This window comes from Segnochrobactrum spirostomi (assembly GCF_009600605.1).
Classification (GTDB): domain Bacteria; phylum Pseudomonadota; class Alphaproteobacteria; order Rhizobiales; family Segnochrobactraceae; genus Segnochrobactrum; species Segnochrobactrum spirostomi.
This window is the reverse complement of sequence record NZ_VWNA01000001.1, coordinates 4,034,612-4,059,767: the sequence shown is the minus strand read 5'-3', so window position 1 is coordinate 4,059,767 and position 25,156 is coordinate 4,034,612. Positions and strand designations below refer to the sequence as shown.

Sequence of the window (25,156 nt, the reverse complement as noted above, 5' to 3'; positions counted from 1 at the left end):
CGCCTTGACGTCATACCGATTGGTCGGTACGTGATTGTACCTACCAGTCGGTATGGTGGCGTTCATGCTCGAAAAGCGGCACGACTCGAAGACCAAGCTTCTCGACGCGGCCCTAAAGGTCGTGCGGGCCAAGGGCTATACGGCGACGCGCGTCGAGGATCTGTGCGCCGAGGCCGGCGTCACCAAGGGCAGCTTCTTCCACCACTTCAAGAGCAAGGACGACCTGATCCTCGCTGCGGTCGGCCATTGGGACGCGATGACCGGCAGCCTCTTCGCGCAGGCGCCCTATCACGATCTCGAAGACCCGCTCGACCGCCTGATCGCCTATCTCGATCTGCGCAAGGCGCTGCTCGCGGGCGAGCTCGCCGACGTCACCTGTTTCGCCGGCACCATCACCCAGGAGGCCTACGACACCCGCCCGGAGATCGTTGCCGCCTGCACCCGCAACATCGCGGGCCACGCCGCGACCCTCGAGCCCGACATCCGTGCCGCCATGACGCGCTACGGCGTCGCCGGCGATTGGAGCGCGGAGAGCCTCGCCTTGCACACCCAGGCCGTCCTCCAGGGCGCCTTCGTGCTCGCCAAGGCGACGGGCGGCACTGCGGTCGCCGCCGACAGCATCGACCATCTGCGCCGCTACCTGACGCTCCTCTTCCGCCCCGACCGGCCCTGAGCATCCCCAAAACAAGCAAGAAGGGACCACGAGATGCCGAACACCCTCCACCTGCACCGCGTCCTCGCGGCGGCTCCGGAGAAGGTCTACCGGGCTTTCGTCGAGCCGGACGCCCTCACCGCCTGGCTACCGCCCTACGGTTTCGTCTGCACCGTTCACGAGATGAACGCGACGGTCGGCGGCAGGCATCGGCTGTCGTTCCGCAACTTCACCACCGGCGAACGCCATGCCTTCGGCGGCGATTATCGCGAGCTCGTGCCGGGCGCGCGGCTCGTCTACACAGACCGTTTCGACGACCCGCACCTGCCGGGTGAGATGACGGTGACCGTGACCTTGAAGGCCGTCTCGGTCGGCACCGAAATGACCATCGAGCAGGCAGGCATCCCGGACGCGATCCCGGCGGTGGCCTGCTATCTCGGCTGGCAGGAAAGCCTGCAGAAGCTCGCGAAACTCGTCGAGCCCGAGCTCCGGCCATAAGCGCCTCGGCCCGTGCAGAAATCACAACGATAAGATGGGAGGAATAAGACGATGACCGAGCTCGTGACCTGCCTGTGGTACGACCACGGCGAAGCCGCCAAGGCGGCCCACTTCTACGCGGCGACCTTCCCCGACAGCCATGTCGGCCGGGTCACCATCGCCCCGGACGACTTTCCGGACGGACGGCGGGGCACCGAACTGACCGTCGAGTTCACCGTTCTCGGCCGGCGCTTCGTCGGCCTCAACGGTGGCCCGGTGTTCAAGGCCAACGAGTCGGTGAGCTTCATGGTCGTGACCGAGAGCCAGGACGAGACCGACCGCTACTGGAGCGCGATCGTCGACGGCGGCGGCGCCGAGAGTGCGTGTGGCTGGTGCAAGGACCGCTGGGGCTTTTCCTGGCAAATCACCCCCCGCCGCCTGCTCGACTTCGTGGGATCAAACGACCCTGAGACGGCGCAACGCGCCTTCCGCGCCATGATGACGATGCGCAAGATCGACATCGCCACGCTCGAGGCCGCTGTCGCCGGCGGCGGAACGGCGTGAGCCGTCGCAGGGCGATTGCGCGCGGCGATCTCAGAGGGACAGCTTGCCGATCGAAGCCCCACCATCCACGTGCAGGGTCTGGCCGGTCATGAACGAGGCCTCATCCGACAGAAGAAAGGCGATCGCCGCAGCGATTTCCTCCGGCTGACCGAACCGGCACATGGGAACGCCCGCGAGATAGCGGGCCTCCCCCTCGCTCCCCGGCGCGTTGTTCGCCCTGAAAAGCTCGGTCTCGGTCGGTCCCGGTGAAACAGCGTTCACCGTGATGCCCGTCGCTGCAAGTTCCAGCGCCCAGCTCCGCGTGAAGCTCACGAGGGCGGCCTTGGCCGCCGCATAGCTCGTGCGCTGGACGCTGCCCAGAACCGTGAGGCTAGAGATGTTGACGATCCGTCCCCAGCCACGCATGCGCATGCCCGGGAGGGCGGCCTGTGCCGCAATGAGCGCCGGATGCAGGTTGACGCGCATGACCTCATCGAGTGTCGCGACCGCGATGTCGCCGACGGGCGCGGCCCGCACCAGGCCCACATTGTTGACGACGCCGTCGACCTCAGCGTCGCGGATGATCGCTGCGAGCCTGATGCCGGAGCCCGGATCGCCGAGATCCAGGGGATGGAGCTCACCGGGGAATCCGTCGGACCGGTTGCGGGCGATCCCGAGAATCCGGTGCCCCTGCTTTGCGAGGCGGTGCGCCAGGGCGAGGCCGATGCCCTTGCTGGCACCGGTGATCAGGAAGGTTCTCTTCATGGCATTCCTTCGACCCCGCCCCATCGGGCGGGGTCTTCAGACCGAGGGGCGATCAGGCGGCGGAGCGAGCTGCACGACGCAGCGCCGGCAGCATGTCGTCTGGCTCCGGGCGGCGGGTATAATCTGGGTTCACCTCGGCGTAGAGGATGACGCCGTCCTGGCCGACGACGAAGCGGGCCGGCATAGGCAAAGTCCAGCTCGTGTCGCCGTTGAACGCGGGCAGGTCGTTCTTCAGTGTCGTGTAGAGATCGATCAGATAATCCGGCAGTTCGAACCGCAGACCGAACGTGGCAGCGACGGCGTTCTGCGGGTCGGAGAGGATCGGGAACGAGAGGCTGTTTTGCCGCACGGATTTCCGGCTGTTCGCCGCGTTCTGGGGCGAGATCGCGACAAGGCTCGCTCCGAGTTGCCTGAACTGCGGCAGTGCCTCCTGCAGCGCCTGGAGCTCCATATTGCAGTAGGGACACCACACGCCGCGATAGAAGCTGATGACCAACGGACCGCTGGAAAGAAGGTCGCCGGACGAAACCATATTGCCCTCGGGGTCGGACAACCCGAAGGCCGGCAACTCGTCGCCCGCCTTCAGCGCATGTCGAGCGATGCCGGACTCGATTAGCTCGGCCGTGGCGCGGTGCATCGTCTCGATGACGGAAGGGGGAACGTTGTACGGTGGTTTGCCTGCTTCGAAATCGGTCTTGAAGGCATCGAGCTTGGATTGCAGGGTCACAATCTTCCTCCACGGGAGTTTCGGTTCGATGGATCGCGTGCGGGACGATCAGCCATGGGCCGCCATGGCGCGAGCAACCTCGGCGGCGCTGATGCCTTCGAGGGCGAGGCCATAGCCGGCCCCTTCGTCGATGATCCGGCGCAGCTTCTGCGTCAGCGCGATGCGGGTGTACCGGCTTGTCAGCGGCGGGAGAGCGGCAAGGCCTTCTGCAATCTCGTGGGCTCGGCCAAGCAACTTGTCCGCGGGCACCACTTCGTTCACCACCCCCCATTCCTTGGCGGTCGGGGCGTCGAGGATTTGTCGAGTCAGGATGAAGTAGCGTCCGCGGATGCTGCCGATTACTTCGGGCCACAGCAGATTGACACCATCGCCGGGCACGATGCCGAAGTCGAAATGCGGCTTATCCTGAAAGACGGTCTCCGGCGTCGCCAACACGATGTCGGAAAGCAACGCATACTCAGAATGAAGGAGAACCGGGCCGTTCAGCGCGGCAATCAGCGGCACCTCGATGTCGAGTATGTTCATGAGGACTTTCTTGCCCTCGCGATAGATCTTATCATAGCCGCGAGGGGAGAAGAAATCGAAGCCCTCAGGACTAATTGCGTCCATGAAGGCATCGTCGGAGCCGGTCAGGATGACGACACGGTTGTCGGCGTCGGAGCCGATCTCATGGAAGAGATCGACGAACTGTTCGTGGGTGTGGCCATTGAACACGAGCTTGCCGCCGTCTGTGTGCAAGGCGACCTCGAGCACGCCGCTTTCGGAGCGGGTCAACCGGGCATTGGCGAAAGCGTTCTTGTAACTGTCGAAACGGGACATGACGGTTCTCCTGTTGTCCTTGAAAAGGCGATCGGATCAGATGGTCGGCGCGAGGCCCTCGACGCGCGAAATCGCGCGCTTGACCGCGGGGCGCGCCGCGATGTCGTCGTACCAGCGGGAAAGGTTCGGAGTGTCGTCCAACGTCAGGCCGGGAAATTGGCGGCGCCACAGCCAGCCGAAATGCGCGATGTCGGCGATCGTGAAGTCGTCGCCAGCCGTGAAGGCCTGATTGGCTAGCTTCATGTCGAGGAGACCGAGGAGGCGCACCGCCTCGCCGCGAAAGCGGGCCTCGGCAAGGGGCTGAGGTTCCGGTGACGAGCGCTTGAAGAAGCCGGCATTCCCGAAGGCGGGGCTCAAGCCGGAAGCATGAAGGAAGAGCTGCTCGAAGACCCGCGCCCGAGTGGCTCGATCATCCGGTAGAAGTTCGTTGGTCTTCTCCGCCAAATAGATGAGGATGGCCGCGCTTTCCGTCAGGACGAACCGCTCGCCGTCCACATCATCGATCAGGACCGGCACCTTGCCGTTCGGGTTGAGAGAAAGGAACTTGGCGGTCTTCTGCTCGTCGTTGCGGACGTTGACCGACCTCAGCGTATAGGCGAGCCCCATCTCCTCCAATGCGATCGGAATCTTGACGCTGTTGGGTGTCGCGAAGGCGTAAACTTCGATCATCTCTACCTCTATCGGACAATCCGCGTCCGGCGAGAACAGCTATGACCATTCCAGTAACCTTGCGGCAGAGACGTGACGTCGATATCTATTATTCCCGTAAGGAATGAGTGCCATGGACAGATTGCAGGCGATGGCGGTCTTCGTGCGCGTGGTGGACACGGGGTCCTTTTCGGGAGCCGCCCGGCAGCTCGGGGTGGGGCAACCGGCGATCTCGAAAACGATCGCGCATTTGGAGGACCGGCTTCAGGTGCGGTTGCTCGCCCGTTCGACCCACGGCCTCATGCCGACAGACGCGGGATTTCGGTTTTACGAGCGCGCCAAGATGGCGATCCACGAAGCCGACGAAGCGGAGCTGGACGCGCGCGGTGCGGGAGCGGGCCTGACCGGACGGCTCCGCGTCTCGGCCGCGACCACGTTTGCCCGGCTTCTGGTCGTGCCACGGCTGCCAGAATTTCTCGCTCGGCATCCTGACCTCGCGATCGATATCGTCCTCGACGACCGCGTCATCGACCTCGTTTCCGAAGCGATCGACGTGTCCTTGCGGATGGGCCAGTTGGCGGATTCCTCGGCCGTCGCGCGGCGCCTCGCGCGGGGTCGACGATCCGTCATCGCGACGCCCGCCTATCTCGCCTGTTCCGGGCTGCCGACCGCGCCCGCCGACCTCATGGCACATGAAGCGATTATCTACAGCCAAGTCGAAAACACCTGGGTGTTCCGGAAGGCTGGCACCGAAGCATCCGTCGCGCTCCGCGGCCGTGTCACGGTCAGTGCGGCCGAGGGAATTCGGGCTGCCGTGCTCGCCGACATGGGCCTGACGATCAATTCCGACTGGATGTTTGCGCCTGAGCTTGAGAGCAGAGCCGTCGTCCGCGTCCTCGAGGACTGGGAGCTTCCGCCTGTCGATCTGTGGGCTGTCTTCCCGACCGGACGGCTGGCGAGTGCCAAAGCCCGCGCCTTCGCTGATTTCATCGAGGCTGCGATGAGGCAGCAGGAATCGCCCTCGCTCCCTCCGGCGGACTGAGGATAGGATCCGATCCATCTCGGCCTAAGAGTGGGCACCGCGTCCCGCTCTGCGAGCTATCGCGCATCTGAGATGCGCGATAGCTCGTAACAGAAGACGGCCTGCTCTCGGCGTTTACGGATGGTTCTTTCAGGTGCCAAGCTTCTAAGCCGCTAAGCTAAATTATGGAAAATCCCCTTCTCGACAGGGCACTTTTCAAGTGCTCGGGGCGAGATCCAGCAACACCCAGAGCCGGGCAATGCGACCTTCGATGATCTCTGCGGTGTCCGCGCCCAGGACCATTGCGGGATTGCCGGGTGTTCCGGCACGCCAGCGTAGCATCCCCATGCCGTGATGGCCCAGACCGTTGCCTTCCGGCACAAAGGTGAAGTCAGGGCCGAAATTGTCGAGGAGCTTTCCGGCGATATCCGAGATGGCCTGGCGCCCGCTCACGATAGCGTCCGGCTCGAACATGATGGGATCAGCCACATAGAGGTCTGCGATCGCCGCGTCGCGGCGCACGGGGTCACGCTCGTTGAAAACGCGCTGGAGATTGGCGCGAAGCAGGGCGTCATAGTCCGGTTCTACGGTCGGGTTGGTGGCTGTGGCGCCGGTCATGGTGAATCCCTTTTGTGTATGGCCTGGAGGTTAGCCAAACTTGACGAGGTTGAGCGCAGCCAGCGCGCCGCCCGGAAACTGGACGAGGCGTGCGCCGACGGCGAGTGAGCCCAGATCGATCCCGGCGAAGTCAAGCCTGGCGATTAGCGCGCCGATCTCTGCCTTGGCCGCCGCACTGTCGCCGGAATAGAACAGGACGCGTCTGCCGCCTTCGCTCTGCGGATCACCGGACAAGAGCTGGGGCTGCAGATGGTTGAAGGCTTTGACCAGTCGCGCTCCGCGCGCCAGCCCTGCCACCACCTCTGATGAGGCGACCCCGCCGAGCTCGACCGGCTTGAACAACGGCGCCTCTATGGGATTGTTGGTATCGACGACAATCCGCCCGCCAAAATCGGGCAAGGTGGCGAACAGGCCCGCCAAGCGCGACCAGTTTACCGCGACGAAGACGATGTCTTTCGTTGCGGCCTCTGCGACAGTGCCGCCCGTGATGGCAGGCCCGACCTCGGCAAGGAGGTCCCGCAGGCTTTCGGGGCCGCGGCTGTTGGCGATGGTCGCCGCGATGTCCTTGTGAGCCAGGGCGCGAGCGATGGCGCTGCCGATCTGCCCCGCGCCGATGATGCCGATGCTTGTCATGGTTCTGTTCCTGCGATGTCGGTCAAGGGATGAGGAGCGCGCAATCAGGCGAGTTGGCCGCCATCGACGTTGAGCGTCGCGCCGGTGATATAGCTGGCGTCCGGTCCGGCCAGGAACGCGACGGCATTGGCGATGTCCTCCGGCTGGCCATAGCGGCCCAAAGCGGCGAGACCGCTCAGCAAGGCCGCGAAGTCGCCGGTTTCCGGGTTCATGTCGGTGTTGATCGCGCCAGGCTGAACCACGTTGACAGTGATGCCGCGCGGGCCAAGGTCGCGGGCCCAGCCACGGCTATATGCTGCCACTGCCGCCTTCGTTGCGATGTAATCCGCCGCCCCGGCGAAGGGGACGTGGACCGCCCCGGTCGTGCCGATCGAGACGATCCGCCCGCCATCGCTGAGCAGTGGCACGGCTGCCCGGACCGCCGTCACGACGCCCTTCACATTGACCGCGATCTGACGGTCGAACGCCGCAAGGTCAGCCTCGGCATCGTCGACCCGTCCGGTCACGAAGACGCCGGCCGAATTGATGAGAATGTCGAGGCGACCAAAAGCGGCATGCGCATGCTGCACAAGCGCTGTGACTTGATCTGGGACGGCCTGGTCGGCGCGGATGGCAAGGGCGCGGCGACCCAGCGCCTCTATGTCCTGCACCATGGCGGCGGCCTGATCGGCCGAGGCGGTGTAGCTGAACACTACATCAGCGCCATCGCGGGAAAGGCGCCGGACAATGGCTGCACCTATGCCGCGGGTGCCGCCGGTGACCAGAGCCACCTTGCCGATCAGGGGCTGGAAATGGGTCGTCATTCTCTTCGCTCCATCCGTGTTTGGTGAAGCGAATGTGGTCCAAGCGATTATCTCTTATTAGACGTATTTGGCTTGCATCGGCTTCAATGGATCGTTGAAGATCTGGCTATGGAGACCCTGGCCAATCTGGAATCCTTCGTACGCAGCGCCGACCATGGCAGCTTTTCAGAAGCGGCCCGCCGTCTCGCGCTCACCCCGGCAGCGGTCAGCCGCAATGTCGCCATGCTGGAGCGCAACCTGGGCGTTCGCCTCTTCCACCGCTCCACCCGCAAGCTGACCCTGACGGAAGCTGGCGAGGCGTTCCGGAACGCAATCTCGGGGAGCCTGAGCGACATACAGGCGGCGATTGCCGGCGCGGCAAACGGGGGCGGCGAGCCTACGGGCGTCCTCAAGGTGAGTCTGGCCCCGACCTTTGGCACCATGCACATCCTGCCGCTCCTGCCCGCCTTCATCGCGCGCTATCGCGGCGTCCGTCCCGAGTGGCATTTTGAGAACAGGCAGGTCGATATCATCGCCGAAGGCTATGATGCAGCAATTGGCGGTGGCTTCGACCTGTCGCCTGGCGTGGTAGCGCGCACTCTCGCCCCAGCCCATATCATTGCGGTGTCATCGCCTGCCTATCTGGCGGGACGCAAACTCCCCGCGGGTCCGGCGGATCTGGCTGAGCTGGACGGCATCGTCATGCGCTCCCTGCAATCAGGGCGGATACGGCACTGGACCATGCGCGACGCAGCCGGTGAGCAAATTCCCGCGCCGCTCAGGGAGGTCTTCGTCTTCAACGATCCGGCAGCGATGCGACGATCGGCTTTGTTGGGCCTGGGCGTCGCGATGCTGGCGGTGCCGGATGTCATCGACGATCTTGAAAGCGGAGCCCTCATTCGCGTGGCGCCCCGATGGTATGCCGATGCGGGAGCCATCTCGATTTATTTCGCGTCGCGGACATTGCTGCCTGGCAAAACCCGCGCATTCATCGACTATATCGTCGATGCCTTCAAACAACGCCGTCTTGCGGAGCGATTTGCAGGGAGTCTGGGCTGACGCCGAAATAGGATATTTTATTATGCCGACCGCCACGATTTGACGATCGAGGCGAGCCTGAAGTGGCGCAACACCGATCGGGTTGATCTCCGTGGGCGCGTGTCGACAGTGGGCGCGTGTCGATGATGGCGTCACGCCCTTCGAGGGGATCGTGTGGGGGGTCCACGACCGAGGGCGTTTCGTCTTCGTTCGATGAGGACCGACCGGCCGGGCCTCAGTCGTGCGATATCGGCAGCCCCGCGAGACACGGACCGTAAGCGGCGAGCCTGCCGGATATGAACTCGGTGAAGAGGCGCACGCGTTTCGTCTTGCGTGTCTCCCCTTGCGTGAGAACCCAGAGCGTTCCGTACATGTGCAGGTCGGTGCCCGGCACCCTGACCAGGAGGGGGTCCGCATCGCCGACGAAGCACGGCAGCGTCGTGATCCCCAATCCTTGCCGCACTGCAGCGACCTCCGCCGCGGCGTCCGTGGTCCTGAACGGAACCCCCGTGGCGCGAAGCTCACCCTCGCTGGCCCACTCCGGAATGCCATGCGTGCTGATGACGATCCACCGGATCGGATCAGGCGCGCCCGCGCGCCAGGCGGCCAGTCGATCGCGGGATATGTAGACACCGCCGAACAACTCCGGTCCCTTCACGCCGTGAAGATTGAGCGGCAGGGTTTTGCGGTCGTAGACGACGCGGATCGCGACATCGGCCTCCCGGTTGGTCAGATTTGCCAGTTGGCCGGCGGACAGGATTTCCATCTCGATGTCTGGATGCAGACCCGCGAACTCGGCGAAGTCCGGCATCAACAGGTGTGTCGCGAGGATCGGGGTCAACGTCACCCGCAGAAGTCCGCGCACGCTCCGGTCGCGCCCAAAGACGCGCGTCTCAAGCTGGTGCGACGACGCTTCCATCTGGCTCGCGAGATCGAGAACCTCCTCGCCTGCCGCCGTCAGGCGGTAGCCCGCGGGAAGCTTTTCGAACATCTGCGTGCCGAGCCGCTCCTCGAGCTGAGCGATACGTCGCAGCACGGTCGAGTGGTTCACACCGAGCCCCTCGGCGGCAGCCCGCACCGAGCCTCTGCGCGCGACCGCGAGAAAGTAGCGAATGTTGTCCCAGTCGATCATGGTGCGATCCCGCACCGCACGGTGCGCCTTTCCAAAGTCCGTATCTTACACGTTGGTCGCCGCACGGCGTTCACCGGAGCACGCCTCGACAAACGAGGCCCCCTTCCGAACGACGGACACCGACAATCACGGCTAGTGACACTGGCCCATCCGGATCGTTTTCGCACCACCGATGTGCGCGCTTCCGCACTCAATGCCGGGCTTTGGCGGACCCATCTTGCGGGTCTTAGGGACGTCCCCTGAACAACCAAGATGGGATTTGAGAAGTCATGGGAAAGCTTGAGGGTAAGATTGCCGTCATCACCGGTGGATCGAGCGGCATGGCGCTGGCGAGCGCCAAGCGGTTCGTTGAGGAAGGCGCCTACGTCTTCATCACGGGCCGAAGGCAGGAGGCGCTCGACGAGGCCATCAAGCTCATTGGCCGGAACGTGACCGGCGTGCGCGGCGACGCGGCCAATCTCGACGACCTCGACCGTCTGTTCGACACGGTTAAACGGGAGAAGGGCGGGATCGACGTGCTGTACGCAAGCGCCGGCACGGGCGAGGCCGTCCCACTCGGCGCGATTACCGAACAGCATTTCGACGCTGCCTTCAACCTGAATACGCGTGGCACGCTGTTTACAGTTCAGAAGGCGTTGCCGCTGTTCAGGGATGGAGGATCGATCTTCATGACCGGGTCGGTTGCCTCCGTAAAAGGTTTTCCCGGCTACTCCGTCTATGCGGCAAGCAAGGCGGCGCTGCGATCCTTCGCCCGCACGTGGCTCAACGAGTTGAAGGGCCGCAACATCAGGGTGAACGTGCTGAGCCCGGGGCCGATCGCCACACCGATGCAGGACCAGGTTCTCACCGAGGAAGCGAAGCGGATGTTCGAGTCCCTGATCCCGCGGGGAACGATGGGTCGTCCTGAGGAAATTGCGGCAGTCGCGCTGTTTCTTGCCTCAGACGATTCAAGCTTCGTGAACGGGGTGGAGTTGTCTGTCGACGGCGGCTTCTCGGCGATCTGAAGTCGCGGCGCATCGCGGCGCGTGGCTGACGGCGGCAGCAAGGTCGCCACACGCGAACGGATCGCCCCGTGCCGTTGAAGGCCTGCGCAATCAAGCCAACACAACATCGGAGAAGCATGATGAGCTACGCAATTATTGGATTCGGCAAGATCGGCCAGGCCCTCGCCCACGCCTTCGCCCGGAAGAACATCGAGGTGGCCGTCGCGAGCCGGCGGCCGGCCGAGGCGCTGGCGCCGCAGGCTCGGGAGATTGGACCCATGGTCGTTGCCACGTCGCTGCGGGATGCACTCGAGGCCGATACGATCATCTTGGCTGTCCCATTTGGGGAACATCGCGCGGTTGCGAAGGCCCTGCCGAAGTGGGACGGCAAGACGATCATCGACGCGATGAACGCCTTTCCGGTCCCGGAAGAGTTCGACGGCCTGCCATCTTCCGCCTTCGTTGCGAAGTCGTTCAACGGGGCCAAATTCGTGAAGGGGTTCAATCACCTGGTCGCAGCCACCTTGGCTGCCGATCCGGTCGTCGAGGGTGGCCACCGGGTGGTCTTTCTGTCGAGCGACGACGAGGACGCGGTCGCTCCCGTCGCGGCCCTGGCCAAACAACTTGGGTTCGCACCCGTTAAGCTGGGAAAACTCAACGAGGGTGGCGCGCTGGTGCACGCCCGCGGCCGCACGTGGGGCCAACTCTTCTTCCAGGATCTGTTCAAGAAGGAGCAGTAATCGATCTGCGATCGTGTGATCGATTCCGAGACCTGACCGCGCGCGAGCCTCTCGCGGTAAGCGCGCGGCCGATAATTGAATGGCCCCAAATTGCGTAGGCTGGAGGCGCCCTGACGCCGTATGGGCGCTGCTCGAAGAACGGCGAGACGCCCGACAGCGCAGCAGATCTCCGGGTGGCCTGGAATTTATCGACTGCTATCGATGACCTACGATCGAGCGTCTTCTGCCATCCGATCGCACCCGAGGATCGCCCTCACTCCCACTCGATCGTGCCCGGGGGCTTGCTCGTCACGTCGTAGACGACGCGGTTGATGCCGCGGACTTCGTTGATGATGCGGTTCGCCACGCGGCCGATGAAGGCCATGTCGAAGGGGTAGAAGTCGGCCGTCATGCCGTCGATCGAGGTGACGGCGCGCAGGGCGCAGACGCGTTCGTAGGTGCGGCCGTCGCCCATCACGCCCACCGTCTGCACCGGCAGGATCACCGCGAAGGCCTGCCAGATGGTGTCGTAGAGGCCCGCCTTGCGGATCTCCTCGAGATAGATCGTGTCGGCCTGGCGCAGCGCCGTCAGCTTCTCGGCGGTGATCTCGCCGGGGCAGCGGATGGCGAGGCCGGGGCCGGGGAACGGGTGGCGGCCGACGAAGGCTTCCGGCAGGCCGAGCTCGCGGCCGAGGGCACGGACCTCGTCCTTGAAGAGCTCGCGCAAGGGTTCGACGAGCTTGAGGTTCATCCGCTCGGGAAGGCCGCCCACATTGTGGTGCGACTTGATGGTGACCGACGGGCCGCCGGCGAAGGAGACGGACTCGATCACGTCCGGATAAAGCGTTCCTTGCGCGAGGAAGCCCACGTCGCCGATCTTGCGGGCCTCCTCCTCGAACACCTCGATGAAGAGGCGGCCGATGGTCTTGCGCTTGACCTCCGGATCGGTGACGCCCTCGAGTGCGCCGAGGAAGGTGTCGGCCGCGTCGACGTGGACGAGCGGAATGTTGTAGTGGCCGCGGAACAGGCTGACGACCTCGTCCGCCTCGCCGGCGCGCATCAGGCCGTGATCGACGAAGATGCAGGTGAGCTGGTCGCCGATCGCCTCGTGGATCAGCACGGCGGCGACGGCGGAATCGACGCCGCCGGAGAGGCCGCACACCACCCGGCCCTTGCCGACCTGGGCGCGGATGCGGGCGATGGCGTCCTGGCGATAGGCGCCCATGCTCCAGCCGCTCGGAATGCCGGCGACCTTGTGCACGAAGTTCTGGATGAGCTTGGCGCCGTCCGGGGTGTGCACCACTTCCGGGTGGAACATCAGGCCGTAGAAGCGGCGCGCCTCGTCCTCGATGACGGCGAACGGGGCGTTCTCGGAGGCGCCTTTCACCTCGAAGCCCGGCGGCAGCGCGGTGATGCGGTCGCCGTGGCTCATCCACACGGTGTAGGCGCTGCCCTCGCTCCAGATGCCGTCGAACAGCGCGGAGGGCTTCTTCACCGACACCTCGGCGCGGCCGAACTCGCGGTGATGGCCGCTTTCGACGGTGCCGCCGAGCTGCTCGGCCATCGTCATCTGGCCGTAGCAGATGCCGAGCACCGGCAGGCCGGATTCGAACACGATCTGCGGCGCCCGCGGGCTGTCGCCGTCGGGCACCGAGGCCGGCCCGCCGGACAGAATCACCGCTGCCGGCGGATTGGCGCGGAACGCCTCCTCGGCCTTCTGGAACGGCACCACCTCGGAATAGACGCCGGTCTCGCGGACGCGGCGTGCGATGAGCTGCGTCACCTGGCTTCCGAAATCGACGATCAGAACGCGCTCGCGGCTCATGGTGCTCAGGTCCCCTGTTGTTTCGGCGCGGCCGGCGGCGTCATCGTCTCGGACTCCGGCAGGTTCCGCGGAATGGCATATTTCCAGTGCCGCTCGCATCCGAACGGCGGCGGGATCTCGCCGTGACGCCAGTTCAGGAACTCGCACACATAGAGGCGCGGCGGGTCCGGGATGAAGCGGGTGATGCGCATGCCCACGGGATCGTAGGGCGTGCGGAAGGCGAAGACGTAGAGGCCCCAATAGAGCACCACGCCGAGGAAGACGGCGAGAACGAGAAGCCCGAAATGTCCGGCCCAGCGGCGGATCATCGGCGGCTCTCCGGGGCCCGGCGTTCGAGCACGGCGACGAAGAAGCCGTCGGTGCCCGCGGAGGCCGGGGTGAGGCGCAGCGCGCGGCCGTGGCCGGCGACCGGAGCGGCGAAAGCCTCCGGCATCGCGGTGCCGAGGCCGGCGAGCCAGGCGCCGGCCGGATCGGTCAGGGCATAATCACGGTGCGCGTCGAGGAAGGCGGCGATGCGCGCCTCGTTCTCCTCGGGCAGCACCGAGCAGGTCACGTAGACGAGCCGCCCGCCGGGCCGCACGAAGCGGGTCGCGGTCGCAAGCACCTCGTCCTGCTGGCGCACACGCATCTCGAGCGCGTTCGCCGTCACCCGCCACTTGGCGTCCGGCCGGCGGCGCCAGGTGCCGGTGCCGGTGCAGGGCGCATCGATGACGACGAGGTCCATGCGGCCTTCGAGATCGGTCAGCGGGTCGGTACGGCCGGGCGGACGGATCTGGATGTTGCGGGCGCCGGCGCGGTCGATCCGCTCGACGATGTCGCCGAACCGCCGCTTGTCGGAATCGTAGGCGTAGAGCTGGCCGCGATTGTCCATCTCGGCGGCGAAGGCGAGCGTCTTGCCGCCGGCGCCGGCGCAGAGGTCGAGCACCTGCTGGCCGGGCCTGGCGCCGGCGACGAGCGCGGCGATCTGCGAGCCCTCGTCCTGCACCTCGAAATGACCCTTGGCGAAGCCGAGCTCGCTCTGGACGTGGGGCGGCTTGGCTGGCCCCTCCCCGACCGGCACGCGGATGCCGATCGGCGACAGTGCCGTCGCCACCGCATCGAGATCGGCGAGCGCGGCGACGACCTCGTCGCGCGTCGCCTTCAGCGTGTTGACCCTGAGATCGACGGGCGCGCGGCCGGCGAGGCCCGCGCCTTCGACGACGAAGCGATCGCCGAAGGTGCGGGCGAGCGAGGGCGCGAGCCATTCGGGCACGTCGGCCTTGACCCAATCGGGGGCATCGGCGAGCCCGTCGTCGCTGCCGAGCCGGTGGCGCTCGTCGTCGCTCAGCGCGGCGGGCGCGTGGGCATCCTGCGCGAGGCGGCGCTCGATCTCGTCGAGCGGCCGACCCCAGACGAAGCGGAACGCCCCGAGGACGAGCGCGCGCGGCGTCTCGGCGCCCATCCGCCAGGCGAGCGAGGCGCGCTTGCGCAGGGCGTCGAAGACGAGATTGCCGATCGCCACGCGGTCGCCGGACCCGGCGAAGCGGTGGGCGAGCCCCCAGGCCTTCAGCGCGTCCTGCACGGGACGGCGCGTCGCCTCGATATCGGCGAGCACTTCGATGGCGGCGGCGAGGCGTGCGGCTGGGGTCATAATCTCTTCGTCTTCGGTCTCGTCGCAGGCTCCTACGCGAGAGGGGCACCGTCGTTCAAGGGCGGTGGCGCGTCGAACGGACGGTGCGGCTGATGGGACCGGGCGGCGAAGGCCCGGCGACGGCGGGCGGCGGATCCCCGCCCGCCTGTCCGTCCTCAGAGCGAGGACGGATAGTTCGGGCTCTCGCGGACGATCGCCACGTCGTGGGCGTGGCTCTCGCGGAAGCCGGCGCTGGTGATGCGCACGAAGCGGGCGCGCTCCTGGAAGGAGCGGATGTCGGCCGCGCCGACATAGCCCATCGCCGCGCGCAGGCCGCCGGCGAGCTGGTGCAGCACGCTTGCGATCGGCCCCTTGTAGGGCACCTGGCCCTCGATGCCTTCCGGCACGAGCTTCAGGGTGTCGCGCACCTCGGCCTGGAAGTAGCGGTCGGCCGAACCGCGGGCCATCGCGCCGATCGAGCCCATGCCGCGATAGGCTTTGAAGCTGCGGCCCTGGTGCAGATAGGTCTCGCCCGGGCTCTCCTCGGTGCCGGCGAGGAGCGAGCCGACCATCGCGCACGAGGCTCCGGCGGCGAGCGCCTTCGCGAGGTCGCCCGAGAACTTGATGCCGCCGTCGGCGACGATCGGGATATCGGCCTTCGAGGCGACGTCGACCGCCTCCATGATGGCGGTGAGCTGGGGCACGCCGACGCCGGCGACGACGCGGGTGGTGCAGATCGAGCCGGGGCCGATGCCGACCTTGATCGAGTCCGCGCCGGCATCGATGAGGGCGCGGGTGCCGTCGCCGGTCGCCACGTTGCCGGCGAGCACCTGGACGGCGTTGGAGATCTTCTTCACCCGCGTGACCATCTCGAGCACGCGCTGGGAATGGCCGTGGGCGGTGTCGACGACGACGAGATCGACGCCGGCGTCGATGAGGCGCTCGGCGCGCTCGATGCCGGACGGGCCGACATTGGTGGCGGCGGCGACGCGCAGCCGGCCCTGCTCGTCTTTCGACGCGTGCGGGTTGAGCTGGGCCTTCTCGATGTCCTTCACGGTGACGAGGCCGATGCAATTGTAGGCGTCGTCGACAACGAGGAGCTTCTCGATCCGGTGCGCGTGGAGGAGGCGCTTGGCCTCCTGCTGGCTGACCCCGTCCCGCACGGTGATGAGATTTTCGCGCGTCATCAGCTCGTAGACACGCTGGCCGGGATTGGAGGCGAAACGCACGTCGCGGTTGGTCAGGATGCCGACGAGACGGCCGGTGTGGTAGCCGCCGATCCCGCCGTTCTCGACCACCGGGATGCCCGAGATGCCGTGATGCTTCATCAGCGTCAGCGCATCGGCGAGCGTCGCGTCCGGCCCGATCACGACCGGATTCACGATCATGCCGGATTCGAACTTCTTCACCTGCCGCACTTCCTCCGCCTGATCCTCGGGCGTGAGGTTGCGGTGGATGACGCCGATGCCGCCGGCCTGGGCCATGGCGATCGCGAGGCGGGCTTCGGTGACGGTATCCATCGCCGCCGAAATGATCGGCAGGTTGAGGAACATCGAGCGGGTGACGCGGGACCCGACGTCGACCTCGCCCGGCAGAACCTCGGAATGGCCCGGCAGCAGCAGGACGTCGTCGAACGTCAGCGCATCTCGGCCGGTCAGGGTTTCGACGATTTGTGCCATGGGTGCCACCTCCGAACGAGCGGGCGATCAACGAAAATTGAGAGAGCCGTCGCCGGGGTCGGGGAAGGTCCCGACCCGGTGCAAAATGGCAGCCGGCCTCTCTCCGTGAAGATGGCGCCGGTCTTTACCACGGCGTTTCGTCTCGCGCAAAATTCCTTTCGGGTCGCGGGCCGCCGAATCCCGCCTTATTCCCGCGCGGGTTCGCTGCAATGGCTAGAACCCTCACCTTTGCCGCCGAGCGCGGCGCCCGCCGCGGCCCTGTTATGCGTTCTGGTCCTGTCTCGCCCCGCTTCACGGCGCTCATCGTGGCGTCGGCCCTGTTCATGGAGAACATGGATTCGTCGGTGATCGCGACGTCGCTGCCCGCGATCGCCCGCGACATCGTTGCCGACCCGATCGCCCTCAAGCTCGCCTTCACGTCCTATCTCCTCAGCCTCGCCGTCTTCATTCCCGTCAGCGGCTGGGCGGCGGACCGCTTCGGCGCCCGCACGGTGTTCGCGAGCGCCATCGCCGTCTTCACCGCGGGCTCGATCGCCTGCGGGCTGTCGAGTTCGCTCGAAGGGTTCGTGCTGGCGCGGGTTCTACAAGGGCTCGGCGGAGCGATGATGACGCCGGTCGGCCGGCTCGTGGTGTTGCGCAGCGCCCCGAAGCACGAGATCGTCGACCTAATCGCCTGGCTGACGACGCCGGCGCTGATCGGGCCGCTGATCGGACCGCCGCTCGGCGGCTTCATCTCGACCTATTTCCACTGGCGCTGGATCTTCTGGATCAACGTGCCGGTCGGCATTCTCGGCATCGCGCTGGCGCTGCTTTATGTGCCGAACATCATGGCCCCGGACCGGCCACGCTTCGACCGGGTCGGCTTCGTTCTCTCGGGACTCGGCCTCTCCGGGCTCGTGTTCGGCCTCTCGGTGCTCGGCCAGGAACTGATCCCGCTCAAGGTGGCGGTCGTTCTGGTCGCGGTCGGCTCCGTCTCGACGCTGCTTTATGTCCGCCATGCCCGGCGCACACCCCACGCGATCCTCGATCTGAAGCTTTTTCGGCTGCCGACCTTCCGGGCGAGCGTCACCGGCGGGTCGCTGTTCCGGGTCGGTATCGGGGCGATCCCGTTCCTGTTGCCGCTCATGCTCCAGCTCGGGCTCGGCATGACGGCGTTCCAGTCCGGTTCGCTCACCTTCGTCGCCGCGATCGGCGCGCTGACGATGAAGCTCACGGCCGCGCCGCTGGTGCGCCGCTTCGGCTTCAAGCGGCTTCTCGTCCTCAACGGCTTCGTCTCGGCCGGCTTCGTCTTCCTGACCGGCCTGTTCGCGCTCGGCGTCCCCTCGGCCGTCATCATCACGGTGCTGCTCGTCGGCGGCTTCCTGCGCTCGCTGCAATTCACCTGCCTCAACACAGTCGCCTATGCGGAGGTCAGCCACGCCGCGATGAGCCGTGCGACGAGCCTCTCGAGCGTCGTGCAGCAGGTCTCGCTCTCGACCGGCGTCGCGGTCGGCGCGCTGGTGCTCGAAACGCTGCGCGCGGCACGGCCGGGCGAGACCATCCTCGCGAGCGACTTTCTGGTCGGCTTCTGTGTCGTCGGCGCGATCACGCTCGTGGCGCCGTTCGTCTTCGCCCGGCTGCCGCGCGATGCCGGCGCCGAGATGGCCCGCCGCCGCGATCCGGACGAGGAGGATGCGGCAGAGGGTGCTCTACCGGCGAAATAAGCGCCGGCCGATCGCTTACGGCGCGTCGGGATCGTCGTCCTCGACGTGGGTGCCCAGCACGTCGGTGCGGCCGCGGAAGCCCCTGGCGAGCACGTAGAGCTCGGCAGAATCCTGGCGGCTCGCCGCCGGCTTGACGTGAATCACCTGGGCGAAGTCGCGCTTCAGGTCGGCGAGCAAGGTCCCCTCGGTGCCGCCCTGAAAGACCTTCGCGAGGAAGGCGCCGCCCGGCGCCAGCACGTCGCGGGCGAATTCGGCCGCGATCTCGCAGAGATGCATGATGCGCAGATGGTCGGTCTTCTTGTGGCCCGTCGTCGGCGCCGCCATGTCGGAGAGCACCAGGTCCGCCTTGCGGCCGCCGAGGGCGGCGACGAGCACGGCCGGCGCATCCTCATCGAGGAAGTTCTTCTGGAGAACGATGACGCCCGGCAGGGCATCCATCTCAAGATAATCGATGGAGACGACCTTCGGGTCCTCGTCGGTCGAGCCGACATGGGCCGCGACGACCTGAGACCAGCCGCCCGGCGCGGCGCCGAGATCAACGATCCGCTGGCCGGGCTTCAGCAGCTTGTGCTTCTCGTCGATCTCGAGAAGCTTGTAGGCCGCCCGCGAGCGGTAGCCCTCGGCCTTGGAGCGGCGCACATAGGGATCGTTGAGCTGACGTTGCAGCCAGCGCGTCGAGGAGGCGGTGCGCCGACGGGCGGTCTTGACCCTCACATGCAGCGCGCGGCTGCCGTCGCCTTTGCCCTGGCTCATCGCGCCCGCTCCCCTGCCCGTCCGTCGTGTCCATGGTGGCGACCGCGCTGCGGCCCGCCCCGCCGTCCGCCTCCGTCGCGGTCCTCGGCGATGAGCTCGGTCAGAATACCCTCGCGAAGCCCCCGGTCGGCGACCCGCAGCCGCGGACATGGCCAGCGGCGCCGGATCGCCTCCAGGATGGCGCAGCCGGCGATCACCAGATCGGCCCGGTCCGCACCAATACACGGGCTCTCCACCCGATCCCGATAGCTCATTGCCCGGACGCGGCCGATCATGTCGGCGACGTCGCCGGCCTCGAGCCATGTGCCGTCGACCTGACGGCGGTCGTAGCGCGCCAGCCCGAGATAGACCCCGGCGAGCGTCGTCACCGTGCCCGAGGTGCCTAGAAAATGCACCCGTCCCTCGCGCGCGGCGCGATCGAGCGCGTGTCCCGGATCGAACCGCTCCAGCATCTCGGAGACTTCGGCCGTCATCCGCTCGAACTTCTCATCGTCGACGTCGAGGCCGCCGTGGCGGTCGGCGAGCGTGACGACGCCAACCGGCAGCGACGTCCAGGCGCGGATCGAACGGCCGATCGACGTGAGTCCCTTGCCCGAGCGGCTGTGGGTGTCGAGCCAGACGAGCTCGGACGAGCCGCCGCCGATATCGAACAGGATCGCCCCGTCCCCGTCGCGATCGACGAGCGAGGCGCACCCCATCACGGCGAGCCTCGCCTCCGTTTCCCGCGACACGATCTCGAGTTCGAGGCCCACCTCGTCGCGCACGCGATCGAGAAAATGGCCCCCGTTCTCCGCGGTGCGGCAGGCTTCGGTGGCGACGAGCCGCGCACGCTCGACCCTGCGGTCGACGAGCTTGCGCTGACAAATCTTCAACGCTTCGACGGCGCGGTCCATCGCGGCATCGCCGAGCCGGCCGGAGAGGCTGACGCCTTCTCCGAGCCGCACGATCCGCGAAAACGCATCGACGACACGGAATCCGCGCCCGCGCGCCTCGGCGACGAGCAGACGGCAATTGTTGGTGCCGAGATCGAGCGCCGCATAGCGCCGCGCCGCCTCGCCCGTCTGACCGCTTCCGCTCCCGGAAAGCGAAGAGTGGCCCGACGCCGGGAGGGGCGGCGAGCCGGTGTCTGTGGGTGTGCCCACGGGTCCTCGTCGGGCCGCCGCCGGCTGAGCCGGGCCGCCTCTCGCGCAAATGCCAATGTTCTCGAACACTCTAGCAGCCGCCGGACGGCGCGCTCAAGCCACGTCGCACCGGGCTGCGCAGCGCGGGCCGCCACGAACCAGCCAGAATGGGCGCTTATGCGAAGTGCCTAACACGTTTTGCGATTTCCTCCGCGATCGTGGCTCAATGCGGACGTTCGCTCCTTTCAGCGCCGATTCGGCGGGTCCTCTTCATGACCGCGCATTTGAAAATCGGGCCCAATGAGGCCCAGCATGTCCGCGTTGCAGACGCGTTGCGCCTGCTCGTCCGGGCGGAACGCAGCGCGGCCGCCGACGCTTGGCTCGGGACCGCGCTGTGCTTCATCGCGGGCGCCTCGAACGCGGGCGGGTTCCTGGCGGTCGGCCAATATACCTCGCACATGTCGGGCATCGTCTCGGCGATGGCCGACAATCTCGCCATCGGCGGGGTCTGGCTCGTCGTTGCCGGGTTCTCGGCGTTCGCCGCGTTCGCCATGGGCGCGGGCTCCTCGGCGATTCTCATCCATTGGGGCCGCCGCCACCACGCGCGCCAGCAATATACCCTGCCGCTGCTCGTTGAAGCGGCCCTCCTGCTCGGCTTCGGCGTGCTCGGGGCGATGCGTGCCGACATCCCGAACTTCGCGCTGTTCGGGGTCCCCTATCTCTGCTTCGTGATGGGGTTGCAGAACGCGATCATCACCAAGATCTCCCAGTCCCGCATCCGCACGACCCACGTCACCGGCATGGTGACCGATCTCGGCATCGAGCTCGGCAAGCTCGCCTATTGGAACCGCAGCGGCCCGGGCCTCCCGCCCGTCCAAGCGGATCTGAAGAAGCTCGCTCTCCTCGCGACGCTCCTCTCGGCCTTTTTCATCGGCGGGGTGACCGGGGCGCTCGGCTTCAAATATGTCGGCTTCATCACGACCGTTCCGCTCGCCGCCGCGCTGTTCGTGCTCGCAGGCGTGCCGGTGCTGGAAGATGTTATCGCCCGCCGGGCCGTGCGCGCCTTGCGCGAGCGGCGCTGAGCGCAGTCACGCGTCTTCGAGCATGCCGGCCCGCTGGCGGGCCGGCACAGGCGCCGGCAAGCGCTGCACGACGACGCGGTTGCGCCCCGCCCGCTTCGCCTCGTAGAGCGCGGCGTCGGCCGCGTCGATCAGATCCGTCCACGAATGGTTGCCGGTGCGTGAGATCGCGACGCCCAGGCTCACAGTGACGCCGATTTCCGAATCCCCCAAGGGGACCTTCACGGCCTCGATCGCCCCGCGCAGCCGCTCGGCGACAGCCCCAACGTCCTGCCAGTCCGGCAGGATGATGGCGAACTCCTCGCCGCCATAGCGAACGCAGATGTCCTCCCGCCGCAGCTTCGCGCGAAGCGTCTCGGCGACGGCGGCGAGCACCCGATCGCCAGCGCTGTGACCGAACTTGTCGTTCACCGCCTTGAAGTGGTCGATGTCGAGCAGGATCGCCGCATCACCGCCTTGCACTTCCGGCGGGACGGAGCTGACGAGACGGGCCCGATTGCCGAGACCGGTCAGCGGGTCGATCTCCGCCGACAGCCGCAGGCGCTTCTGGGCTCGTTCATTTACCAAGCCATAAACGAGAATGACGACGCCGAAATAGCAGAAGATCTGAATGTAAAACTCGAAGGCGATCCGCGCTGCACGAACGGTGCCGGACGCGATCATGGCGATCCCCGCCAGGAAGGAGAGCGCGAACACCGCGAGCATGATCGCGAGCGGTAAGCGCGACGGCAGCGGCTCGCGGCGCCGGCCCCGGAGAACCTCCCACGCCGTGGCCCCCAGAAACACCACAGCGTTCAAATGGAAGATGCCGGCCCGTTGCCAATTCTCCGCGACAAAGCCGATGACGTGCGCAAACACCAGCCAGCCGAGGGGAACCAGCAGCAGCCAAGCCGTCGGCATACCACGCTCGCGGCTCAGCATGCGGATGCCGCACCAAAGAGCCGCGAAACCGCCGGTTCCACATCCCAGGCTGAGAGGCTGCCAAAGCCAGGGCGGCAAGGCGCCGTGCTCGCCCAGCGCCGCGGAGAGCGCCCCCACCCCGACGATCGCATAAGCGAGACCGAGCCACCGAAGCGGCACCGGCCACGGAACCTGCCGCTGCAAGTGCGCGAAGGCGACGGCGCCCGCGGCCAGGACTGTCACGTGGAGGAAAATGACTGTCGCTATGTCGAGATTGATCACCGGCACGTTCCGAGGGCGCCAACGCCGTGCATTCGATTAAGCCACCGCGTCTGATCGCGCATGACAATTGCAAGGCGCGGACGCGACCGCCCAGCGCAAGGTCAATGCGCCAACATCCGAGGATGTTAGGGCTCTTTTTGGGGCAAATGGCATCATGAGCGACTATAATATGATCGTGATCGGCAGCGGCCCCTCCGGTCGGCGGGCCGCCGTGCAGAGCGCGAAACTCGGGAAGTCGGTTCTCGTGGTGGAGCGCGGCCGGCGCGTCGGCGGCGTCTCGGTCCACACCGGCACGATCCCGTCCAAGACCCTGCGTGAGACGGTGCTCAACCTCTCGGGGTGGCGCGAGCGCGGCTTTTACGGACGCGCCTACCGCGTCAAACAGGACATCGACGCGACCGATCTCCTCGCCCGTCTCCACAAGACGCTCGATCACGAAGTGGAGGTGCTGGAGCACCAATTCAGCCGCAACGGCGTCCGCACCGCCCGCGGCAGCGCCCGCTTCCGCGACGCGCACACGGTCGAAGTGACGTCCGACAGCGGGGCGGTGCAGGCCTACACCGCGGACAATGTTCTCATCGCCTGCGGAACGCGGCCATTTCGCCCGAACAATGTGCCCTTCAACGGCACCAGCGTGTTCGACAGCGACGAGATCATCGAACTGCCGCGGCTGCCGCGCAGCCTGACCGTCATCGGTGCCGGCGTCATCGGCGTCGAATATGCGACCATCTTCAGCGCCCTCGACGTCGCGGTCACGCTGATCGAGCCGCGCAAGACCTTCCTCGACTTCATCGACAAGGAACTGATCGAGGAGTTCGTCCACGACCTCCGGGACCGCAACGTCGGGCTCCGGCTCGGCGCGGCGGTCAATTCGGTCGAACTCAACGCGGCGGGCCGCGTCGCCACCACCCTCGCCGACGGCCGCACCGTGACGAGCGACATGCTACTCTACGCCGCCGGACGGGCGGGCGCCACGGACGACCTCAATCTCGCGTCGATCGGTCTAGGCGTCGACGAGCGCGGCCGCATCAAGGTCGATCCGAAGACCCTCCAGACCGAGATCCCGCACATCTACGCCGCCGGCGACGTCATCGGCTTTCCGAGCCTCGCCTCCACCTCGATGGAGCAGGGTCGCGTCGCCGCCTGCCACGCCTTCGGGCTGTCGCCGCCGCCGCCGCCGGAATTCTTCCCTTACGGCATCTATTCCGTGCCGGAGATTTCGACCGTCGGCATGACCGAGGAGGAAGTCCGCGAGCGCGGCATTCCCTACGAATGCGGCATCGCCCGCTTCCGCGAGACGTCGCGCGGCCACATCATGGGGCTGCACAGCGGCATGATGAAGATGATCTTCTCGACACAGTCCCGCCGCCTGCTCGGCGTCCACATCGTCGGCGAAGGCGCGACCGAGCTCATCCACATCGGCCAGGCCGTGCTCAACCTCAAAGGCACGATCGATTATTTCATCGAGAACACCTTTAACTACCCGACCCTCGCCGAGGCCTACAAGATCGCCGGCCTCGACGCCTGGAACCGGATGGTGCGGGTGTAAGGGGGGCGCGCTCGCCCCCTGACCGGCGCCGAATGTTGTTCTCTGTTGATTTGTGTGGCCGGATGATCGACCTTTCCTTGGTGACGTGAGGGAGAGGATCTGGGTGCCGGACTTCAGCGACGATTTCGACCGCATCCGCAGCTTTCCGCTCTGGGACGGGCCGATCGAGATCCGCCCGCTCGACGGCGGTATCACGAACAAGAATTTCGTGGTCCACCGCCGCGCCGGCGGCAGCGTCGTCGTCCGCCTCGCCGACGACATTCCTGACCACGGCATCCTGCGCTTCAACGAGGTCGCCGCCGCCCGCGCCGCCTTCGCCGCCGGGCTGTCGCCGGAGGTGATCGCGGCGGGGCCGGGCTTCCTCGTCACCCGTTTCCTGAACGGCCGCCCCCTCACCTCCGAAGAGGTTCGTTCGCCGGCGAACCTGCCGCGGATCGTCGACCTGCTGCGCCGCTGCCACACCGATATCCCGAAACATTTCCGCGGGCCCGCGCTGATCTTCTGGGTTTTCCAGGTGATCCGCTCCTATGCCGGGCTCCTCGTCGACGACGGCTCGCGCCTCGCGCCGGAGCTGCCGCGCCTCCTCGCCGTCACCGAGGAGCTTGAGCGCACCGTCGGCCCGGTCGAGATCGTGTTCGGCCACAACGACCTCTTGCCCGGCAATCTGTTCGACGACGGCGAGCGGCTCTGGCTGCTCGATTGGGATTATGCCGGCTTCAACACCGGCCTGTTCGACCTCGCCAACCTCGCCTCCAACAACGGCTTCTCCGCCCGCGACGAAGCCGACCTCCTCGCCCTCTACGCCGGCGCCCCGCCCGCTCCCGCGCGGCTCAGGGCGTTCGAGGCGATGAAGTGCGCCTCGCTGCTGCGCGAGGCGCTGTGGAGCGCGGTGTCGGAGAGCCGGTCCACCATCGACTTCGATTATGTCGCCTACACCGACGGTCTCGTGGCGCAGTTCGAGACCGCTCTGACCGCCTTCCGCGGTTGAATGCCTCGTAAAGCCACAGAAAGCCACACAATCACGCATCGCAGCCATTGAACGGAACCCCGCGGAATGGTCTGATGCGCCCGATCGGCGGCAGGCAGGCCCGCGCCTCCC

Annotated in this window: 26 protein-coding genes; 11 read left to right on the top strand and 15 right to left on the bottom strand. The window is 66.5% G+C overall.

The window, feature by feature from the left end:
- The first annotated feature begins 64 nt into the window (after window positions 1-64).
- From F0357_RS18275 to F0357_RS18265, 3 genes are read left to right on the top strand one after another with little or no spacing between them, the layout of a single operon-like run.
- Window positions 65-673 (top strand): TetR/AcrR family transcriptional regulator, encoded by a 609-nt coding sequence (locus F0357_RS18275; protein WP_153485549.1) that lies wholly within the window; start codon window positions 65-67, stop codon window positions 671-673.
- Window positions 674-706: 33 nt separating this feature from the next.
- Window positions 707-1,150, top strand: coding sequence for an SRPBCC family protein (locus tag F0357_RS18270; protein ID WP_153485546.1), 444 nt, complete (start codon window positions 707-709; stop codon window positions 1,148-1,150).
- Between the two features lie 51 nt (window positions 1,151-1,201).
- Window positions 1,202-1,693 (top strand): VOC family protein, encoded by a 492-nt coding sequence (locus F0357_RS18265; RefSeq protein ID WP_153485543.1) that lies wholly within the window; start codon window positions 1,202-1,204, stop codon window positions 1,691-1,693.
- 30 nt (window positions 1,694-1,723) lie between these two features.
- Here F0357_RS18265 and F0357_RS18260 read toward each other — a convergent pair whose 3' ends face one another.
- From F0357_RS18260 to F0357_RS18245, 4 genes are read right to left on the bottom strand one after another with little or no spacing between them, the layout of a single operon-like run.
- Complete coding sequence (locus F0357_RS18260; protein WP_153485538.1) at window positions 1,724-2,437, bottom strand: SDR family oxidoreductase; 714 nt, start codon at window positions 2,435-2,437, stop codon at window positions 1,724-1,726.
- A 52-nt stretch (window positions 2,438-2,489) separates the two neighbouring features.
- Window positions 2,490-3,164 (bottom strand): peroxiredoxin-like family protein, encoded by a 675-nt coding sequence (locus F0357_RS18255; RefSeq protein ID WP_312861656.1) that lies wholly within the window; start codon window positions 3,162-3,164, stop codon window positions 2,490-2,492.
- A gap of 48 nt (window positions 3,165-3,212) precedes the next feature.
- The gene (locus F0357_RS18250) at window positions 3,213-3,983 is read right to left on the bottom strand and encodes an enoyl-CoA hydratase/isomerase family protein (RefSeq protein ID WP_153485534.1); all 771 of its coding nucleotides are present in this window, start codon (window positions 3,981-3,983) and stop codon (window positions 3,213-3,215) included.
- Window positions 3,984-4,019: 36 nt separating this feature from the next.
- On the bottom strand, window positions 4,020-4,652 hold the full coding sequence (locus F0357_RS18245) for a glutathione S-transferase family protein (protein WP_153485529.1): 633 nt from the start codon (window positions 4,650-4,652) through the stop codon (window positions 4,020-4,022).
- Window positions 4,653-4,764: 112 nt separating this feature from the next.
- Between F0357_RS18245 and F0357_RS18240 the strand changes: the two genes are divergently transcribed.
- Window positions 4,765-5,673, top strand: a complete 909-nt coding sequence (locus F0357_RS18240) for a LysR family transcriptional regulator (RefSeq protein ID WP_153485524.1) — start codon at window positions 4,765-4,767, stop codon at window positions 5,671-5,673.
- A 195-nt stretch (window positions 5,674-5,868) separates the two neighbouring features.
- On the opposite strand, the gene F0357_RS18235 is transcribed toward F0357_RS18240, so the two are convergent.
- Genes F0357_RS18235 through F0357_RS18225 form a run of 3 tightly spaced genes read right to left on the bottom strand, consistent with a single transcriptional unit; the run spans window position 5,869 to window position 7,706 of the window.
- A complete protein-coding gene (locus F0357_RS18235) occupies window positions 5,869-6,270 on the bottom strand; it encodes a nuclear transport factor 2 family protein (protein WP_153485519.1) in 402 nt (133 codons plus the stop codon).
- A 30-nt stretch (window positions 6,271-6,300) separates the two neighbouring features.
- Complete coding sequence (locus F0357_RS18230; protein ID WP_153485514.1) at window positions 6,301-6,903, bottom strand: NADPH-dependent F420 reductase; 603 nt, start codon at window positions 6,901-6,903, stop codon at window positions 6,301-6,303.
- A gap of 44 nt (window positions 6,904-6,947) precedes the next feature.
- Window positions 6,948-7,706 carry an SDR family NAD(P)-dependent oxidoreductase gene (locus F0357_RS18225; RefSeq protein ID WP_153485510.1) on the bottom strand — a complete coding sequence of 253 codons (759 nt, stop codon included), beginning with the start codon at window positions 7,704-7,706 and terminating at the stop codon, window positions 6,948-6,950.
- Between the two features lie 108 nt (window positions 7,707-7,814).
- On the opposite strand from F0357_RS18225, the gene F0357_RS18220 reads away from it, so the two are divergent.
- On the top strand, window positions 7,815-8,744 hold the full coding sequence (locus F0357_RS18220; RefSeq protein ID WP_153485507.1) for a LysR family transcriptional regulator: 930 nt from the start codon (window positions 7,815-7,817) through the stop codon (window positions 8,742-8,744).
- A 214-nt stretch (window positions 8,745-8,958) separates the two neighbouring features.
- Here the strand turns inward: F0357_RS18220 and F0357_RS18215 are convergent, their stop codons facing one another.
- Window positions 8,959-9,855: a LysR family transcriptional regulator gene (locus F0357_RS18215; protein ID WP_153485505.1), complete on the bottom strand. Its 897-nt coding sequence runs from the start codon at window positions 9,853-9,855 to the stop codon at window positions 8,959-8,961.
- 269 nt (window positions 9,856-10,124) lie between these two features.
- On the opposite strand from F0357_RS18215, the gene F0357_RS18210 reads away from it, so the two are divergent.
- Window positions 10,125-10,859 carry an SDR family NAD(P)-dependent oxidoreductase gene (locus tag F0357_RS18210; protein ID WP_153485503.1) on the top strand — a complete coding sequence of 245 codons (735 nt, stop codon included), beginning with the start codon at window positions 10,125-10,127 and terminating at the stop codon, window positions 10,857-10,859.
- Window positions 10,860-10,978: 119 nt separating this feature from the next.
- Window positions 10,979-11,578 (top strand): NADPH-dependent F420 reductase, encoded by a 600-nt coding sequence (locus tag F0357_RS18205; RefSeq protein WP_246161507.1) that lies wholly within the window; start codon window positions 10,979-10,981, stop codon window positions 11,576-11,578.
- A gap of 253 nt (window positions 11,579-11,831) precedes the next feature.
- On the opposite strand, the gene guaA is transcribed toward F0357_RS18205, so the two are convergent.
- From guaA to guaB, 4 genes are all read right to left on the bottom strand, one after another.
- On the bottom strand, window positions 11,832-13,382 hold the full coding sequence (gene guaA, locus F0357_RS18200; RefSeq protein WP_208948421.1) for a glutamine-hydrolyzing GMP synthase: 1,551 nt from the start codon (window positions 13,380-13,382) through the stop codon (window positions 11,832-11,834).
- A 5-nt stretch (window positions 13,383-13,387) separates the two neighbouring features.
- Window positions 13,388-13,690 (bottom strand): hypothetical protein, encoded by a 303-nt coding sequence (locus tag F0357_RS18195; protein WP_153485496.1) that lies wholly within the window; start codon window positions 13,688-13,690, stop codon window positions 13,388-13,390.
- Window positions 13,687-15,012, bottom strand: a complete 1,326-nt coding sequence (locus F0357_RS18190; protein WP_153485492.1) for an RsmB/NOP family class I SAM-dependent RNA methyltransferase — start codon at window positions 15,010-15,012, stop codon at window positions 13,687-13,689. The genes F0357_RS18195 and F0357_RS18190 overlap by 4 nt, the downstream gene beginning before the upstream one ends.
- A 155-nt stretch (window positions 15,013-15,167) precedes the next feature.
- On the bottom strand, window positions 15,168-16,670 hold the full coding sequence (gene guaB / locus F0357_RS18185) for an IMP dehydrogenase (RefSeq protein WP_153485489.1): 1,503 nt from the start codon (window positions 16,668-16,670) through the stop codon (window positions 15,168-15,170).
- Window positions 16,671-16,933: 263 nt separating this feature from the next.
- Between guaB and F0357_RS18180 the strand changes: the two genes are divergently transcribed.
- The gene (locus F0357_RS18180; RefSeq protein WP_153485486.1) at window positions 16,934-18,373 is read left to right on the top strand and encodes an MFS transporter; all 1,440 of its coding nucleotides are present in this window, start codon (window positions 16,934-16,936) and stop codon (window positions 18,371-18,373) included.
- A gap of 15 nt (window positions 18,374-18,388) precedes the next feature.
- Here F0357_RS18180 and F0357_RS18175 read toward each other — a convergent pair whose 3' ends face one another.
- Window positions 18,389-19,126, bottom strand: a complete 738-nt coding sequence (locus tag F0357_RS18175; protein WP_153485482.1) for an RlmE family RNA methyltransferase — start codon at window positions 19,124-19,126, stop codon at window positions 18,389-18,391.
- Window positions 19,123-20,268, bottom strand: coding sequence for a Ppx/GppA phosphatase family protein (locus tag F0357_RS18170; protein ID WP_376767812.1), 1,146 nt, complete (start codon window positions 20,266-20,268; stop codon window positions 19,123-19,125). Before F0357_RS18170 ends, F0357_RS18175 begins: the two co-directional genes overlap by 4 nt.
- Window positions 20,269-20,519: 251 nt before the next feature.
- Between F0357_RS18170 and F0357_RS18165 the strand changes: the two genes are divergently transcribed.
- Window positions 20,520-21,329, top strand: a complete 810-nt coding sequence (locus F0357_RS18165) for a YoaK family protein (protein ID WP_153485479.1) — start codon at window positions 20,520-20,522, stop codon at window positions 21,327-21,329.
- A 6-nt stretch (window positions 21,330-21,335) separates the two neighbouring features.
- On the opposite strand, the gene F0357_RS25315 is transcribed toward F0357_RS18165, so the two are convergent.
- Window positions 21,336-22,508, bottom strand: coding sequence for a GGDEF domain-containing protein (locus tag F0357_RS25315; RefSeq protein ID WP_153485476.1), 1,173 nt, complete (start codon window positions 22,506-22,508; stop codon window positions 21,336-21,338).
- Between the two features lie 154 nt (window positions 22,509-22,662).
- Here F0357_RS25315 and sthA point away from each other — a divergent pair, with 154 nt between their 5' ends.
- Window positions 22,663-24,057: a Si-specific NAD(P)(+) transhydrogenase gene (gene sthA / locus F0357_RS18155; protein ID WP_153485465.1), complete on the top strand. Its 1,395-nt coding sequence runs from the start codon at window positions 22,663-22,665 to the stop codon at window positions 24,055-24,057.
- Window positions 24,058-24,160: 103 nt separating this feature from the next.
- Window positions 24,161-25,045 (top strand): phosphotransferase, encoded by an 885-nt coding sequence (locus F0357_RS18150; RefSeq protein ID WP_312861655.1) that lies wholly within the window; start codon window positions 24,161-24,163, stop codon window positions 25,043-25,045.
- Window positions 25,046-25,156: the final 111 nt, after the last annotated feature.

What these genes read in the sequence shown, in the direction of transcription:
- F0357_RS18260 (WP_153485538.1), bottom strand. Translation starts at nt 2,437, where the DNA reads ATGAAGAGAACCTTCCTGATCACCGGTGCCAGCAAGGGCATCGGCCTC.
- F0357_RS18250 (WP_153485534.1), bottom strand. Translation starts at nt 3,983, where the DNA reads ATGTCCCGTTTCGACAGTTACAAGAACGCTTTCGCCAATGCCCGGTTG.
- F0357_RS18195 (WP_153485496.1), bottom strand. Translation starts at nt 13,690, where the DNA reads ATGATCCGCCGCTGGGCCGGACATTTCGGGCTTCTCGTTCTCGCCGTC.
- F0357_RS18175 (WP_153485482.1), bottom strand. Translation starts at nt 19,126, where the DNA reads ATGAGCCAGGGCAAAGGCGACGGCAGCCGCGCGCTGCATGTGAGGGTC.
- F0357_RS18215 (WP_153485505.1), bottom strand. Translation starts at nt 9,855, where the DNA reads ATGATCGACTGGGACAACATTCGCTACTTTCTCGCGGTCGCGCGCAGA.
- F0357_RS18225 (WP_153485510.1), bottom strand. Translation starts at nt 7,706, where the DNA reads ATGACGACCCATTTCCAGCCCCTGATCGGCAAGGTGGCTCTGGTCACC.
- F0357_RS18230 (WP_153485514.1), bottom strand. Translation starts at nt 6,903, where the DNA reads ATGACAAGCATCGGCATCATCGGCGCGGGGCAGATCGGCAGCGCCATC.
- F0357_RS18165 (WP_153485479.1), top strand. Translation starts at nt 20,520, where the DNA reads ATGACCGCGCATTTGAAAATCGGGCCCAATGAGGCCCAGCATGTCCGC.
- guaB (WP_153485489.1), bottom strand. Translation starts at nt 16,670, where the DNA reads ATGGCACAAATCGTCGAAACCCTGACCGGCCGAGATGCGCTGACGTTC.
- F0357_RS18180 (WP_153485486.1), top strand. Translation starts at nt 16,934, where the DNA reads ATGCGTTCTGGTCCTGTCTCGCCCCGCTTCACGGCGCTCATCGTGGCG.
- F0357_RS18245 (WP_153485529.1), bottom strand. Translation starts at nt 4,652, where the DNA reads ATGATCGAAGTTTACGCCTTCGCGACACCCAACAGCGTCAAGATTCCG.
- F0357_RS18235 (WP_153485519.1), bottom strand. Translation starts at nt 6,270, where the DNA reads ATGACCGGCGCCACAGCCACCAACCCGACCGTAGAACCGGACTATGAC.
- F0357_RS18270 (WP_153485546.1), top strand. Translation starts at nt 707, where the DNA reads ATGCCGAACACCCTCCACCTGCACCGCGTCCTCGCGGCGGCTCCGGAG.
- F0357_RS18190 (WP_153485492.1), bottom strand. Translation starts at nt 15,012, where the DNA reads ATGACCCCAGCCGCACGCCTCGCCGCCGCCATCGAAGTGCTCGCCGAT.
- F0357_RS18265 (WP_153485543.1), top strand. Translation starts at nt 1,202, where the DNA reads ATGACCGAGCTCGTGACCTGCCTGTGGTACGACCACGGCGAAGCCGCC.
- F0357_RS18240 (WP_153485524.1), top strand. Translation starts at nt 4,765, where the DNA reads ATGGACAGATTGCAGGCGATGGCGGTCTTCGTGCGCGTGGTGGACACG.
- F0357_RS18210 (WP_153485503.1), top strand. Translation starts at nt 10,125, where the DNA reads ATGGGAAAGCTTGAGGGTAAGATTGCCGTCATCACCGGTGGATCGAGC.
- F0357_RS18275 (WP_153485549.1), top strand. Translation starts at nt 65, where the DNA reads ATGCTCGAAAAGCGGCACGACTCGAAGACCAAGCTTCTCGACGCGGCC.
- sthA (WP_153485465.1), top strand. Translation starts at nt 22,663, where the DNA reads ATGAGCGACTATAATATGATCGTGATCGGCAGCGGCCCCTCCGGTCGG.
- guaA (WP_208948421.1), bottom strand. Translation starts at nt 13,382, where the DNA reads ATGAGCCGCGAGCGCGTTCTGATCGTCGATTTCGGAAGCCAGGTGACG.
- F0357_RS18205 (WP_246161507.1), top strand. Translation starts at nt 10,979, where the DNA reads ATGAGCTACGCAATTATTGGATTCGGCAAGATCGGCCAGGCCCTCGCC.
- F0357_RS18220 (WP_153485507.1), top strand. Translation starts at nt 7,815, where the DNA reads ATGGAGACCCTGGCCAATCTGGAATCCTTCGTACGCAGCGCCGACCAT.